This window comes from Nonomuraea sp. 3-1Str, from assembly GCF_031570565.1.
GTDB lineage: Bacteria > Actinomycetota > Actinomycetes > Streptosporangiales > Streptosporangiaceae > Nonomuraea.
The window spans coordinates 195,657-209,630 of record NZ_JALHBK010000008.1; the positions used below are offsets into that span (position 1 = coordinate 195,657).

At 72.6% G+C, this 13,974-nt stretch carries 15 protein-coding genes and 1 pseudogene; 11 read left to right on the forward strand and 5 right to left on the reverse strand.

What is annotated here, in order from left to right; translation table 11 throughout:
* Positions 1-92: 92 nt before the first annotated feature.
* The 4 genes and pseudogenes from MTP10_RS15910 to MTP10_RS41965 form a co-directional block, all read left to right on the forward strand.
* Entirely contained in the window at positions 93-431 is a 339-nt protein-coding gene (locus tag MTP10_RS15910) for an STAS domain-containing protein (RefSeq protein WP_310710057.1), read from the forward strand.
* Positions 432-436: 5 nt separating this feature from the next.
* The gene (locus MTP10_RS15915) at positions 437-1,531 is read left to right on the forward strand and encodes an acyl-CoA desaturase (protein WP_310710059.1); all 1,095 of its coding nucleotides are present in this window, start codon (positions 437-439) and stop codon (positions 1,529-1,531) included.
* A 49-nt stretch (positions 1,532-1,580) separates the two neighbouring features.
* The gene (locus MTP10_RS15920; RefSeq protein ID WP_310710061.1) at positions 1,581-1,889 is read left to right on the forward strand and encodes a hypothetical protein; all 309 of its coding nucleotides are present in this window, start codon (positions 1,581-1,583) and stop codon (positions 1,887-1,889) included.
* Between the two features lie 61 nt (positions 1,890-1,950).
* Positions 1,951-2,298: pseudogene (locus tag MTP10_RS41965) on the forward strand (DUF5994 family protein); the annotation flags it as partial.
* A gap of 32 nt (positions 2,299-2,330) precedes the next feature.
* Here MTP10_RS41965 and MTP10_RS15925 read toward each other — a convergent pair.
* The 4 genes from MTP10_RS15925 to MTP10_RS15940 all read right to left on the reverse strand — a co-directional run bounded on the left by MTP10_RS15925 (position 2,331) and on the right by MTP10_RS15940 (position 6,234).
* Positions 2,331-2,516 carry a hypothetical protein gene (locus MTP10_RS15925; RefSeq protein WP_310710063.1) on the reverse strand — a complete coding sequence of 62 codons (186 nt, stop codon included), beginning with the start codon at positions 2,514-2,516 and terminating at the stop codon, positions 2,331-2,333.
* Positions 2,517-2,759: 243 nt separating this feature from the next.
* Positions 2,760-3,845, reverse strand: coding sequence for an AI-2E family transporter (locus MTP10_RS15930; RefSeq protein WP_310710065.1), 1,086 nt, complete (start codon positions 3,843-3,845; stop codon positions 2,760-2,762).
* Positions 3,846-4,390: 545 nt separating this feature from the next.
* A complete protein-coding gene (locus MTP10_RS15935; RefSeq protein ID WP_310710067.1) occupies positions 4,391-5,470 on the reverse strand; it encodes a hypothetical protein in 1,080 nt (359 codons plus the stop codon).
* Positions 5,467-6,234, reverse strand: coding sequence for a DUF4239 domain-containing protein (locus MTP10_RS15940; protein WP_310710069.1), 768 nt, complete (start codon positions 6,232-6,234; stop codon positions 5,467-5,469). The genes MTP10_RS15935 and MTP10_RS15940 overlap by 4 nt, the downstream gene beginning before the upstream one ends.
* Positions 6,235-6,480: 246 nt before the next feature.
* Between MTP10_RS15940 and MTP10_RS15945 the strand changes: the two genes are divergently transcribed.
* Positions 6,481-6,831, forward strand: coding sequence for a hypothetical protein (locus MTP10_RS15945; protein WP_310710071.1), 351 nt, complete (start codon positions 6,481-6,483; stop codon positions 6,829-6,831).
* 49 nt (positions 6,832-6,880) lie between these two features.
* Here MTP10_RS15945 and MTP10_RS15950 read toward each other — a convergent pair whose 3' ends face one another.
* Positions 6,881-7,522 (reverse strand): Lrp/AsnC family transcriptional regulator, encoded by a 642-nt coding sequence (locus MTP10_RS15950; RefSeq protein ID WP_310710073.1) that lies wholly within the window; start codon positions 7,520-7,522, stop codon positions 6,881-6,883.
* Between the two features lie 119 nt (positions 7,523-7,641).
* Between MTP10_RS15950 and MTP10_RS15955 the strand changes: the two genes are divergently transcribed.
* The 6 genes from MTP10_RS15955 to MTP10_RS15980 are packed head-to-tail and all read left to right on the forward strand — an operon-like array spanning position 7,642 to position 13,970.
* Complete coding sequence (locus MTP10_RS15955; RefSeq protein WP_310710075.1) at positions 7,642-9,231, forward strand: ABC transporter substrate-binding protein; 1,590 nt, start codon at positions 7,642-7,644, stop codon at positions 9,229-9,231.
* Between the two features lie 19 nt (positions 9,232-9,250).
* The gene (locus tag MTP10_RS15960) at positions 9,251-10,330 is read left to right on the forward strand and encodes an ABC transporter permease (protein WP_310710208.1); all 1,080 of its coding nucleotides are present in this window, start codon (positions 9,251-9,253) and stop codon (positions 10,328-10,330) included.
* Entirely contained in the window at positions 10,327-11,202 is an 876-nt protein-coding gene (locus MTP10_RS15965) for an ABC transporter permease (RefSeq protein WP_310710076.1), read from the forward strand. The genes MTP10_RS15960 and MTP10_RS15965 overlap by 4 nt, the downstream gene beginning before the upstream one ends.
* On the forward strand, positions 11,199-11,993 hold the full coding sequence (locus MTP10_RS15970) for an ABC transporter ATP-binding protein (protein ID WP_310710078.1): 795 nt from the start codon (positions 11,199-11,201) through the stop codon (positions 11,991-11,993). Before MTP10_RS15965 ends, MTP10_RS15970 begins: the two co-directional genes overlap by 4 nt.
* Positions 11,994-12,006: 13 nt before the next feature.
* The gene (locus MTP10_RS15975) at positions 12,007-12,912 is read left to right on the forward strand and encodes an ABC transporter ATP-binding protein (protein WP_310710080.1); all 906 of its coding nucleotides are present in this window, start codon (positions 12,007-12,009) and stop codon (positions 12,910-12,912) included.
* Positions 12,909-13,970, forward strand: a complete 1,062-nt coding sequence (locus MTP10_RS15980; RefSeq protein ID WP_310710082.1) for a M24 family metallopeptidase — start codon at positions 12,909-12,911, stop codon at positions 13,968-13,970. The genes MTP10_RS15975 and MTP10_RS15980 overlap by 4 nt, the downstream gene beginning before the upstream one ends.
* The last annotated feature ends 4 nt before the right edge of the window (positions 13,971-13,974 follow it).

The window sequence follows — 13,974 nt, forward strand, 5'->3', positions numbered from 1 at the left end:
GCGGTCCAGACCCTGCCCGCTTCGGCGGCGGGCCGATCTCCGGCCGGCAGGCCTCTTACCCATCTTCGCCTTCTCCGAACAGGAGACCTTCCATGACCGTTGTCGACACCGCCCCGCTCGGCGGGGCGACCGCCACGGCACCGACAGCTTTGGCGCCGACCCTGGTACACCTGTCGGGGGACATCGACGTCTTCAGCACCGCTCAGCTGCGTCAGCGGCTGCTCAACACTCTCGACTACAGCACCGACCTGCTCGTGCTGGACCTGTCCCAGGTCACCTTCTGCGGAGCCGGCGGGCTGGGGGTGCTGATCGGCGTGCAAGGCCGTGCCCGGGCACGGGGCATCACGCTGGCGCTGACCGGTGTTCCGCCGCGCATGGCCCGGCTGCTGCGCATCACCGGCCTGAACCGACGCATCCCGATCGTCGCGTGAGCGGCATGCCGACCACCACCCGCACCCCCGCCGAGGCGGGCTATGACGGCAAGGCGCCATTCCCCCGCCCCTCTGCGCCCGCACGGGCCGGCATCGTCCCGGTGACGCTGACCGCGGCGATCGTCATCGCGCCGTTCATCGCGCTGGGCGCGGGCATCTGGCTGGCGTGGGGAACCGGTGTCACCCTCACCGACCTGCTGCTGGCCGCCGTCTTCTACGTCGTGACCGGGCTGGGGGTGACGGTCGGCTTCCACCGGCTGCTGACCCACCGCTCCTTCACCGCCCGCCCGTGGCTGCGCGTCGTGCTGGCCGTGGCCGGATCGATGAGTTTTCAGGGCAACCTGATCGACTGGGTTGCCGTCCACCGCCGCCATCACGCCTTCACCGACCGGCCCGGTGACCCGCACTCCCCCTACCGCTACGGCACCGGTTTCGGCGGGCAACTGCGCGGCCTGGCCCACGCCCACCTGGGCTGGCTGTTTTCCAGCGAGCCCACCTCGGCCGAACGGTATGCGCCCGACCTGCTGCGCAACGATCCGGCCATGCTGCGCGTCTCCCGCGCATTCCCCGCCTGGTGCGCCGCCTCCCTGCTCCTGGCTCCTGCCGTTCGCAATGGGCTGGCGATTAGCGGCAGCCTGTATGGCGGGCTGACCGCGTTCATCTGGGCCGGCCTGGTCCGCATCGCCCTGCTGCAGCACGTCACCTGGAGCGTCAACTCCCTGTGCCACATGATCGGTGAGCGGCCGCACACCACCCGCCGCCACGACCGCTCCACCGACCTGTGGCCGCTGGCCCTGCTGTCCTTCGGCGAAAGCTGGCACAACGGCCACCACAGCCAGCCCGGCTGCGCCCGGCACGGCCGCGGCCCCCGCCAGATCGACCCCTCAGCAGCCCTCATCCGCCTGTTCGAACGCCTGCACTGGGCCGGCAACGTGCACTGGCACCCCAATGACGGTCTCCACCACCGTCGTGCGCTGGCCGGCAAGCACACGCTGCGCACCACCACGCAGCCCCCCGGCGGCGTCCCCGCCCCGGGCGACCACCGCAGTGGCGCACGCCTCACCGACAGCCGCCGACCCGACTCCCGGGCCCGGCCGTAACAGGATGATTCCTGGCTGAACGTCCCTACCCGGAGCTAAGGATGGCAATGTGCATGACCGGGAACGCCCGACCCCGCAGTGGCCAGATCCCGACAGTGGCGTGGACCAGGCCCTGGGCGACGTCTTGAAGGTGATCGGCACAGCCTCGCGCACCCTCACCCTTCGAAACGCGATGATCATGGCCTGCTGCGGCGACCGGCCGCAGCTCGCCGCGTGTCTGGAGGCGATGCCCCCTGGTCAGCTCATTGAGGTGGCCGCCGCCGCGCGGTTGCTCAGCACCACAGCCGACCAAGCGCTCACCAGGACGGCCCGCGACAGGGCGCCTTACCTGCCGAGCCCGGCCTCTGACGGCCTCTGACCGCCCGCCGTCGCGCAGCTCAGGTCCCCCCTCACATTGATGTCGATCGAGACCATGGCATGTGTGTGGCCGGACCGACGGTCGGCAGAGGACCGATCACGGGCGAGGACGGAGTGCACGACGGTCTCCCGAACCCCCTGATCCAGCTGGGCCGCCACGCGATGTCGCCCTTCGTAACGGCGCCGACCGACGTCGGATCCGTCGGTCGGCGCCTTGCACGCCTCGGCGAACGCGATCGGCCTGCGATGCTCGCCGAGGCGCGGTGGACGGGGCATGGTGGCCCGCCACCTACGACGCCGGCGCGGAACTGCCCGCCCTGATCGCCGCCATCGACCAGCACCTGGGGCGGCGGGTCCTGCGCGTGGGCCTGCATGTGGACACCTGGCACAACATCCCCGGTCAGGACGTAAGCTGTGCCGGCGATCGCCACGTCGGTCCAGCTCAGCCCCCACCCCAGGCCGCCGGTGCGGCGGCCGCCAGCGCCGCGAACGGCACCAGCACGAACACCCAAAACGCGACCACCGCCGCGACCGGTTTACGCCCGTCGATGATCGTGCCGCACCGCGCCGTTCCCGATCGGCGACGCCTGCACCCGTCGAAACCATGCCGGCATTCCTCCCATCGCACGGCAGTGTCCTTTTGCCTCCTTGGACTCGGTCCACCTGCCCACACACGGTGGTCACACCGTTGGCTCGGGGTTCCGAGGGGCGAGGGAGGGATGAGTTCACCGAGTCGCAGATTGATGTCGCGCGGTGAATGAACGGAACCCGCGGCTACCTCCGCTGCAGAAGTGAGTTGGGTGCGCGCGTTCCGCATGAGTCCGCCACAGCCTGGGAGCCTGCGCCTGCCGCGAGCGTGCCGCCGAGGCCGTCAGTCTTTCTGCGTAGGTTCCTGTCCACGGGGTGTGGCCTGCGGTGGTGGTGGTGGGGCCGGTGCTGCCGGGAGGGGGATCGGGTCGTCCTTGAACAGTTCGGGCACGGCCCGGTAGAGGATGGCGGTGATCGGTACGGCCACGACCGCGCCCGCGATGCCGGCCAGGATGCCGCCCATAGCCAGCACGATGATGATCGCCAGCGGGTGGAAGTGCAGCATCCGGCCGACGATCAGGGGTTGGAGCACGTGGTTTTCCAGTTGCTGTTCGACGATCAGGATGCCGATGAAGATCAGCGCGTAGACGGGGCCTTTCGCGCCGAGGGTGACCAGTGTCGCCACTGCGCCGGCGAAGAGGATGCCGACGATCGGGATGAAGCTGGCCAGGAAGATGAGTACGGCGAGTGCCGCCCAGAGCGGCACCCCCATGATGGCCAGGACCAGACCCATGAGCACGCCGTGCACCGCGGCCACGGCCACCGTGCCGTGCACGTAGTGGGACAGCGTGGTCCAGGCGGTCCGTCCGGCCCGGTCGACCCGCGGCGCCATCCGGCCGAATCCCTTGATGAGCCAGGACCAGATCCGGTCACCGTCCTTGAGCAGGAAGAACGTCACGAACAGCAGGAGCACGATCGAAGCGAGCAGTTCGACCACCACCACGGTGCCCGCGAGAACTGTCGAGGTGATCTGCTGCTGGCGCTCGGTGACCAGCTTGGTGATCTCGTCCACCCAGCCGCTGAGCTGGATGGGCTTCACATGCAGGGGGCCGGTGTAGAGCCAGTCCTCCAGGGTTTTGGCCGTCTGCCTGACCTGTGTCATCAGGCCGGGGAACTCCTCGTTGGCTCGGACGCCGATGATCCACCCGGTCCCGCTCAGCACGGCGAGGGCGACGAGCATGGTGACCCAGGTGGCGTAGATCGCCCGCAGGCCCGAGGCGCGCAGTTGCCGGGTGAGCGGGAACAGCAGCGCGGTCAGCAACAGGGCGACCGCTACCGGCAGGGCCACGATGCGCATCGTCGCCACGAAACCGAACACATAGTGGGCCACGATGCCGATGACGATCAGGCATGCGCACCACGCGGCCATCCTCGCCAAGGTCGCAGGCACTAGCCGGAATAGGCGGGCCTGAGGTGAGTCCATGCACGTCAACCTTCCCTGCCGGGCGGGGATAGGCATCATCGCCACCTGGCCGCTGCGCAGGTGGGGCGTTAAAGCGGGCTGCGCCGGGGCCGGAAAGTACGCCAACGCTCCCGAGCGGGCCCCGTACGATACCCACTCCCGCCTGTGGGAATGCGCTTACCGTACGAAACGGTTCCGTTGCGGGTCCGCCCCCGCGACCTGCCGTTGCCGTGGTGATCGGGTGGCGGGTCGCCGGGAACATCCCGCTCCCCTTTCGCGCCTCTCCCCTTGATCGGAGGCGGGGTTGCGAGCCCAACGTCCAGGAACTGGGGGTCGGGACTTATTTGTGAGAGCCCGGCACGCTGGGTGGAGCTGCTGCCGACAGGGAGCGGATCACCTGGGCGAGTTGTTCGGCGTAGTGCTCGACCAGTTCGGGGGAAACTGTGTCGGTGCCGAACAGGCCGCGGGCCAGGTGTGGGTAGACCGCGAGGGCGTTGCCGGCGCTTACTCGTCTAGCGCGTGGCGAAGGCGACTGCCGTGGTGGAGGCGATCAAGGTGGTCACCACCACCATGATCAGCACCGAGCCCAGCGGGCTGCGGCGTTCGCGTGCCGGGGCGGCCTGCTTGCGGGGTGGGTGGAACGCCGCGCGGGTGGGCGTCGGCTCCGGCTTCGGGGACGTGGTGGGCGAGGGCACCGGTGCCTCGGTTCGCACCGTGTGGCGTGCCGGGGCGCGGACCGGGGCCGAGCTGCGTATCGGTGAGCTACGGACCGGGACCGGGGTCCGGGTGGGAGCAGGACGGCGGGTCGGCGTGGCCCGGGGCGTGGGGGTGCGGGTCGGGGCCGGTGGCGGCGTGAGGGTGGGGGTCGGTCTGACCGTGGGAGCGGGCGCCGCCCGGGGCCGGCGGCAGGAGCCGATCTCGACGCTGACCACCGGCGGCACGTCCACGCAGACCGGGCCCGGGGGCGGGCCGCAGGAGCCGATGTGCACGACGGCCACCGGCAGGTCGGCGCACACGGCGAGCCCGCCGCCTCCGTGGTCGCCGCCCAGGAGGTCCAGCACGCCGCCTCCGTGGTCGCTGCCCGGGTCGTCCAGCTCGTCCTCCAGAGGGTCGGCCGCCAGGCGCAGGTCCGCCCGCACGGCGGCCGGCCCGACTCCGCTCCCGGATCGGCGGGCTCCGGCCACGTGGTCGGCAGGTCCCCGGGTGCGCCCCGATGACCGCGCCGCGCTCAGGCCCCTCCCCTCGGTGCCGCCGACCCGCTCGTTGCCACCGGCCCCCTCGTTGCCGCCGGTCTCCCTGTTGCCGCCGGTCGCCTCGCGGGCGCGGGCGGAGAGCGGCGCCAGGGCGTGCCCCGGCATGCCGGTCAGGTGGTCGCCACCGGTCGGCGATCCCGAGGTGGCGGCCGCCGTGCCGGCGGGTGGCCGGTCGGTGGACGGCACGCCGGTGCCCGGTCCGGGGGCCGCGGCGAGAGGCGCGCCGGCCGTCTCGGAGGCGGGTGCGGGGAAGGGGGCCGCCGTGGCCGGGGCGCCCCCGTACAAGGCCAGCAGGACGCCGGCCAGGGGGAGCGGCGTGCGCCGGGCGCCCACGGTCACACGCCTCCGCCGATGCGCGCGAACTCCTGCAGCGCCGCCTTGAACGCGTCCGGCCCCACCGCCAGCGGCCCCGCGAACACGTGCGCGATGTCCCACGTCAGGTACGTCCCGAAGCCCAGCAGCGCCGCCATGGCCACGAGCGGGGCGAGGGCGACGCCGCGCGGCCGGGCACCCGCCAGGAACGGGAAGACGATGACCACGATCCCCGTGAGGATCGTCAGGAAGAGCAGCCCGGGCGGCGGCGTGGAGGCGGCGTCGGCGGCGCGTTGGGAGCGGGCGGCGGCCAGGTCGGCCACGTGGTCGAGCACGGTGGCCCTGGCGTCCTTGGCGTCGTCGTCGTCCGTCACGATGGCGGCGACCCGGGCGCGCAGCGCGTCGAGCCGCTCGGTGCCGACCGGGTGCATGCGCCCCTGCTCCATGGCGGGCCACTCGTCGCCGACCACGAACGTGACGTAGTCGCGCAGCGCGCCGCGGACGAGGCCGGGCGCGGTGCCGGGCAGGCCGGAGGCGGCCCAGTAGGCGTCGACGGCGGCCTGGCTCTCGGCCTGGGTGTTCTGCCGGGCGGCGTCGGCCGTGGTCCAGGGCACGATGATGGCGATCGCGAACACCAGCAGGAACAGCGCCGACAGCATCGAGCCCGCGTGGCCGGCCGACGGCCCGTCGGGCTGCCGGTCGTCCTCGCCGCGGCCGGTCATCCTGTACGCGAGCGCGGTGAGCGCCACCACGCCCACCGCCGCCGCGATCGCGAGCGCGTACGCCACCATAACGATCTCCTGTCGCCCTGCCGGATACGGAATGTCACTTGACTATCACAGTCCGCATTCAAAGGTGAAGTCGTGATAACCGGAAAGCAGGACACGGGAGGCGGCGGGCCGTCCGGCGGCCGGATCGACGCCCGCCGCACCCGTCCGGGGCGGGCGGCTGGACGGATCGGCCGCGACGCCGTTCTGACTGTGCCATTCGTCCAGCCGCGTTCTCCTTGTCAGGAGAAGACCAGGATCATGCGGCGGGTGGAGAACCTTCTTAACGACCGCTCGTTCGTCATGGTGAGCTCGACCGCCAGCGCGGTGGACCCCGAGCAGCCCACCGCGTTCCGCTACCGGGAGTCCGACGGGGTGGTGTGGGGCGACTACGACGGCGACACCGTCACGCTGGGTCGCTTCGTCGGCAGCCGCGAGGGCGACGTCGTGACCATCACGTACGTGCACGCCCTCAAGGCCGGCGGCAGGGCCTCCGGGCAGAGTGTCAGCCGCGTGGAGCGCGAGGAGGACGGGCGCCTGCGCCTGGTCGAGGAGTTCCAGTTCGAGGGGGACGACACGCGGCATGTGAGCGTGTGCACCGAGGTGCCGTCCGCCTCCTGAGCGGTCCGCCTCCCGACAGGTCCCTCCCGCGACGTCCGGGGAGGGCCGGTCAGGTGTCCTTGCGGAGGGCCGCCCGGCCCTCCGCCGCGCCGACGAAGCGCATCTTGCCGAGCGGCACGTCCCCCGGAGCCTCCTGAGGGGCCCGGCGGGCGGGCCGCGCGGTGCGCGCGTCGCGGTCGCTCGGCAGCACGTACGGCCGCCTGAGCACCTCGTCCAGGATGAACACCGTCTCGGTCGCCTTGACGGCCGGGATGTTGGCCAGCCGGTCCGTCACCATGGTGTGGACCTCGGCCACGTCGGCCACCCGCACCTGGATCATCGCGTCGTGCTGCCCGGTGGTGATCGCGCAGTACTCGACCTCGGGCATGCGGGCCAGCTCGGCCCGGAACTGCTTCCACATCTGCTGCCGCACGGTGACGAAGATGAGGGCGGTGATGCCCAGGCCGGTGCGGACGTGGTCGATCTCGGCGGTGAAGCGCTTGATGGCGCCGTCCGCGCGCAGCGCCTCGAAGCGCGTGTAGGCGTTGGCGCGGGAGATGCCGACCCGCTCGGCCAGCGCCGACACCGAGATCCTGCCGTTCTCGCGCAGGACCTCGAGGATCTTCATGTGGACGGAGTCCAGTTCGAGACCGATGCCGATCCGTCCAGACGGGCCGCCAGCGCTGCCGCCATTCCTGGAAATATCACTCATTGCTACCCCTTGCCTATTTATATACGTCTTGGCGACCACACGGCTCCTGGACGTTCTGCCAGACAATCCTGGACACCTTTCGACTGATCGTCCAACTGATCGTCCACCTGGAGGACCCTATGGCGACCCGCTCGCAGACGGCGGCCGTACTGCTCGCCGGTGCACTCGCTCTCGCCGCCTGCGGCAGCGGCGGCTCCGGTAAGAGCGGCGGCGGCCCCACCGCGCAGGCCGGCGGCGGCAGGACCCTGGTCATCGACACGTCGTTCGACCTCAAGACCGCCGACCCCGGGCGCACCTACGAGCCGACCGGCCTGATCGTCGGCAAGGCCGCGTACGAGACGCTGCTCACCTTCGACGGCTCCGACGTGACCAAGCCGGTCCCGGCGCTGGCCGACTCCTACAAGCTGTCCGCGGACGGCAAGGTCCTCACGCTCACGCTGAAGAAGGGCGCCACGTTCGCCGACGGCTCGCCCGTCACGGCCGACGACGTGGTCTTCTCGCTGACCCGGGTGCGCGACTTGAAGGGCACCCCCTCGTTCCTGCTCGACGGCGTCGAGGTGGCCAAGACGGACGACTCCACCGTCACGCTGACCTCGAAGCAGGCCAACCCGGCGCTGCCGTACATCCTGCCGAACCCGGCGCTCGGCATCCTCAACAGCAAGCTCGCCAAGGCGCACGGCGCCACCGCCGACGCTCAGGACAAGGCGGAGCAGTACCTGAACGGCTCCTCCGCGGGGTCGGGCCCGTACGAGATCGAGTCGTTCAACGTGAGCAGCCAGGTGGTGCTCAAGGCGAACGGCAAGTACTACGGCCCCAAGCCGTTCTACGACAAGGTCGTCATCCGCAACGTCGAGGCCGCCACGCAGAAGCTCAACGTGCAGCGCGGCGACAGCCAGGTGGCGCTCAACCTGTCGGGCGACCAGGTGACCGGCATGCCGGCGAACCTCCAGGTGAAGAAGACCGCCTCGGCCAACGTCATCTTCCTGCTCGTCAACCAGGACTCCGGGGTGAGCCGGACCACGCCGAACCCCAAGTTCGTCGAGGCGGTGCGCAAGGGCGTCGACTACGCGGGCCTGCTGGAGCTGGCCGGCGAGGGCGCCACGCAGGCGCCGGGCGTCATCCCGTCGCAGCTGCTCGGCGCGCTCGGCGCCGACCAGGCGGCCAAGCGGGACGTCGAGGGCGCCAAGGCGGCGCTGGCGGCCAGCGGGGTGGGCAACCCGACGGTCAAGCTGGAGTACCCGAGCGAGCTGACCGTGAACGGCCTGTCGTTCCAGCCGCTGGCCGAGCGGATCCAGGCCAACCTCAAGGAGGTCGGCATCACCGTGGACCTCCAGCCGGCGCCGGTCACCACGGCCCTGGACAACTACCGCAACGGCAAGGAGGAGATGGGCCTGTGGTACTGGGGCCCGGACTACCCCGACCCGAGCGACTACCTGGCGTTCCTGCCCGGCAAGACGGTCGGCCTGCGGGCCGGGTGGAAGGCCGGGGCCGACAGGACGGTCTCGACGGCCGGTGACAAGGCCGCGGCGGCGGTCGGCGAGGACGCGCGCAAGCAGGCGTACGCCGAGATGCAGACGCAGCTCAACGCCACGGGCCCGTTCGTCCCGCTGATCCAGCCGAGCCAGAACATCGTGACGGCCGCGTCCGTCGCCGGCCTGGAGTACCACCCGGTGTGGACCGTCGACGTCGCCGACCTGACCGGTAAGTGAGGCTCGTGACGTGTCAGCCATGACGTCCGCCAAGGAGACCGCGGACGCCGCGCCCCGGGTGCGGCGGGGGCGCGGCGGGCATCCGCTCGCCCGCTTCCTGGTCCGGCGGATCCTGACCGCCGTGCTGCTGGCCCTGGGCATCACGCTGGTGACGTTCGTGCTGACGAACCTGGTGCCGGGCGACCCGGTGGCCGCCAACCTCGGCCAGCGGGCGCTCGGCGACCCGGCCATCGTGGCGCAGTGGCGCGCCGAGCACGGCCTGGACAAGCCGCTGTGGGAGCAGTACGCGATGCACCTCGGTGGTCTGGTCCAGGGCGACTTCGGCGTCAGCCAGCAGAGCCACCGGCCGGTCGCCGAGGACCTGGCGCAGTTCGTCCCGGCGACGCTGGAGCTGGCGGGGGCGGCGATCGCCGTCTCGCTGGTGCTCGGCGTGGCGTTCGGCGTGGTCGCCGCGCTGCGCCGCGACCGGCTGCCGGACCACGTCCTGCGGGTGCTGAGCCTGATCGGCATCTCGGTGCCGACGTTCTGGCTGGCGCTGGTGGCGTTCTACGTGTTCTTCTACCGGCTGCAGATCACGCCGGGCAGCGGCCGGGTGGACCCGGCGATCGGCGAGGCCCCCGGGGTCACCGGGCTGCAGACGGTGGACGCGCTGATCGCCGGCCGGTGGGACGTGTTCACCTCGGCCGTCGGCCACCTGATCACCCCGGCGCTCGTGCTGGCGCTGTACACGATCGGCCTGCTGACCCGGTTCACCCGGTCGGCGGTGCTGGAGGTGCTCGGGCAGGACTACGTGCGGGCGGCCCGCGCCAAGGGGCTGCCCGGCCGGGTGATCCTGTTCCGCTACGTGCTGCGCTCGGCGCTGGTGCCGATCATCACGGTGGCGGGCCTGGCGTTCGGCAGCCTGCTGTCCGGCACCGTGCTGGTCGAGGCGATCTTCGCCTGGCCGGGCGTCGGACAGTACGCCTACAAGAGCGCCACCACCCTCGACCTGCCCGCCGTCATGGGTGTCGGCCTGGTCGTGGGCGTGGTCTACCTCGTCATCAACCTGATCGTGGACGTGCTGTACGGCGTCATCGACCCGCGTGTGAGGCTCCAGTGAAACGCGATCCCCTGGCCCGCAGGGGCCTGCTCGGGCGGCTGCCCGAGGCGTGGCGGCAGCCGCTGGCCGTCGTGGGCGCCCTGGTCGCGGTGGTCTGGCTGGTGGTCGCGCTCGCGGCGCCGGTCCTGGCGCCGCACGACCCGCTCGCCCAGGAGCTGCCGCGCCTGGCCGCGCCCGGCCCCGGGCACTGGTTCGGCACCGACCAGCTCGGCCGCGACATCCTCAGCCGCGTCATGTACGGCGCGCGGGTGTCGATCCCGCTGACGCTCCTCCTGGTGACGCTGTCGGTGCTGATCGGCGGCCTGCTCGGCGCCTGCGCCGGCTACTTCGGCCGGTGGGCCGACGAGACGATCATGCGGGTGGCGGACCTGGTGTTCGCCTTCCCGACGGTCATCCTGGCCATGGTGGTGGCCGCGGCGCTGGGCGCGAGCCTGGTCAACGCGGTGCTGGCCGTGCTGGTCGTCGCCTGGCCCGCCTACGCCCGCGTCACCCGCGGCCTGGTGCTCGGGGTGCGGGAGCGGGAGTTCGTGCTGAGCGGTCGGCTGCTGGGCTTCTCCGCCTGGCGCTCGCTGCGCGTGGACGTGCTGCCGAACGTCACCGGCCCGGTCCTGGTGCTGGCGACGCTGGACATCGGCACCGCGCTGCTGCTGCTGTCGGGCCTGTCGTTCCTCGGCCTGGGCGCCAAGCCGCCGTCGCCCGAGTGGGGCGCCATGGTGGCGGGCGGGGTCGAGGTGTTCGACAGCTGGTGGGTCGCGACGTTCCCGGGCCTGGCGATCCTGACGGTGGTGCTCGCGTTCAACTTCCTCGGCGACACCCTGCGCGACGCCCTCGACCCGCGTACGGCCCGTGCCATCAAGGAGCGTGCCCTGTGACCCCCGAGAAAGCCGGCGGGACGGCGCTGGACATCACGGACCTGAAGGTCACCATCGGCGGCAGGGAGATCCTGCGCGGCGTGGACCTGTCGCTCCAGGAGGGCCGGGTGCACGGCCTGGCCGGGGAGAGCGGGTCCGGCAAGACCATGACCGGCCTGGCTGTGCTGGGGCTGCTGCCGCACGGCGCGCGGGCCACCGGGCGCATCGCGCTCGGCGACCGTGACCTGCTCACGCTGCCGCCCCGCGAGCTCAACAAGGTGCGCGGCGGCGAGGTGGCGATGGTCTTCCAGGACCCGGCCACGAGCCTGCACCCGATGCTGTCGGTGGGCAGGCAGCTCACCGAGCACATGCGCCACCACCTCCAGCTCGGCAGGAAGGAGGCGCGGGCCAGGGCGGTGGAGCTGCTCGGCAAGGTCCGCATCCCGGGCGCCGAGGAGGCGTACGGGCGCTTCCCGCACCAGTTCTCGGGCGGCATGCGGCAGCGCATCGCGATCGCCATCGCGCTGGCCTGCTCGCCCCGGGTGCTCATCGCCGACGAGCCGACGACCGCGCTCGACGTGACCGTGCAGGCCGGCGTGCTGCGGCTGCTGCGCGGCCTGTGCGACGAGCTGGGGCTGGCGGTGCTGCTGGTCACCCACGATTTGGGGGTCATGTCGGCGATCGCCGACGAGGTCAGCGTGATGAAGGACGGGCTCGTCGTCGAGACCGGGCCGCGCGGCCAGGTCCTGCGGGAGCCGTCGCACGCGTACACCCGATCGCTGCTGGACTCGCTCCCCGGGGAGACCGCATGACGCTGGAGATCGCATGACGCTGGAGATCACGGACCTGGTGGTCGAGCACCGCTCCCCCGGCCGGCCGGTGGTCCGGGCCGTGGCGGGGGCGAGCCTGACCGTGCGGCCCGGCGAGGTCGTCGGGCTGGTCGGCGAGTCGGGCTGCGGCAAGTCGACGCTGGCCCGCGCGGTCTGCGGGCTGAACCCGGTCACCGAGGGGTCCATCACGTTCGAGGGGCAGCCGGTCACGCCGCTCGGGCTGCGCCGCCGTACGCTGACGGGCGTCCAGATGGTGTTCCAGGACCCGTACGCGTCGCTGAACCCGCGGCGGCGCGTCGGCGACCAGATCGCCGACGGCCTGCGCACGGCGCGCGACGACGGCACCGACCCGGCCGACCTGCTGGAACGGGTGGGGCTGCCGCGGGAGTTCGCCGGGCGGCATCCGCACGAGTTCTCGGGCGGCCAGCGGCAGCGCATCGCGATCGCGCGGGCGCTGGCGGCCCGGCCGCGGATGCTGATCGGCGACGAGCCGATCTCCGCGCTGGACGCCTCCGCGCAGGCGCAGGTCGCCACCCTGATGCGGGACCTGGCGGTGGACTCGGGCGCGGGGCTGCTGTTCATCAGCCACGACCTGTCGGTGGTGCGGCTGATCGCCGACCGGATCGCCGTCATGTACCTGGGCCGGATCGTCGAGGTCGGCGACACGGCCGAGGTGTGGGACAACCCCCGCCACCCGTACACGCAGGCCCTGCTGCGGGCGATCCCCAAGCCGGACGGGATGGGGGTGCTGCCGGAGGAGCTGCCCGGCGACGTGCCGGACCCGGCGGCGCCGCCGTCGGGCTGCCGGTTCCACCCGCGCTGCCCGTTCGCGATGGACGTGTGCCGGGAGAAGGAGCCCGAGCCGGGGCCGGTGGCCTGCTGGCTGCACGAGCCCGCGTGACCGGCGGCCGGACCGGGGGCCCGGCCGGGGACGGCACCGGGGACGGGAGCGGGGGCGGCACCGGGGACGGGAGCGGGGTCGGCGGCGGGCGGCTGGGGGCCGTGCGCGCCGCCATGGCGGAGGCGGGCGTGGACGCGCTGGTGCTGCGCCCGTCGCCGGACTTCCGGTTCCTGGGGGGTACGGGCCAGGGCTTCCTCGTGGTCACGCCCGCGGCGTGCGAGGAGACGGACGACCCGGGCCTGATCGTCCCCGACGGGGCGCGGCGGGTGGGGGTGGACCCGGAGATGCGGGTCCGTGAGCTGTTCGGGCTGTCGCTGGAGGCGGAGCTGGTGCCGGCGACGGCCGTGCTGGCGCCGCTGCGGCTGCGCAAGGAGCCGGACGAGGTCGGCGCGGTGGCGCGGGCGGCCCTGGCGGCCGATGCGGTGCTGGCGGGGGTGCGGGAGCTGGCCTGGTTCGGCGCGACGGAGCGGGCGATGGCGCGTCGGCTGGCGGCGCTGCTGCTGGAGTCCGGGTGCGAGGAGATCCTCTCGGTGCGCGTCGCGGCGGGCGAGCACACCGCCCGGCCGGCGCACCGGCCCGGCGAGCGGGTGATCAATCCGGGCGACGCGCTGCTGGTGTCGCTGTGCGGGCGGTGGGAGGGGCACTGCGCCGAGGTGGCGCGGGTCTTCGCCGTCGCCGAGCCGCCGGAGGACTTCGAGGCGATGCACTCGGTGGTGCTCGCCGCGCACGCCGCCGCCCAGCGGTCGGTACGGCCCGGCGTCCCGGCCTCGGAAGTGGCGGCCGCGGTGCGCGAGGTGATCGACGGCAGCGGCTACGGCCGGTTCGCCGCCCCGCAGGCCGGGAGGGGGGTCGGCCGGGGCCACCGGGAGGGGCCGTGGCTGCGGGCGGGCGACGACACGCCGCTGGAGGCCGGGATGACGCTGTGCGTGGAGCCGGCGATCTACGTGCCGGAGCTGTTCGGGGCACGGGTGGCGGACGTGGTGGTGTGCGGGCCTGGCGGGGCGTCGCCGCTGCATCCGGGCATGGTCCCGGTGACCCTGTGGGTGCTGGACCGCTGAGGCG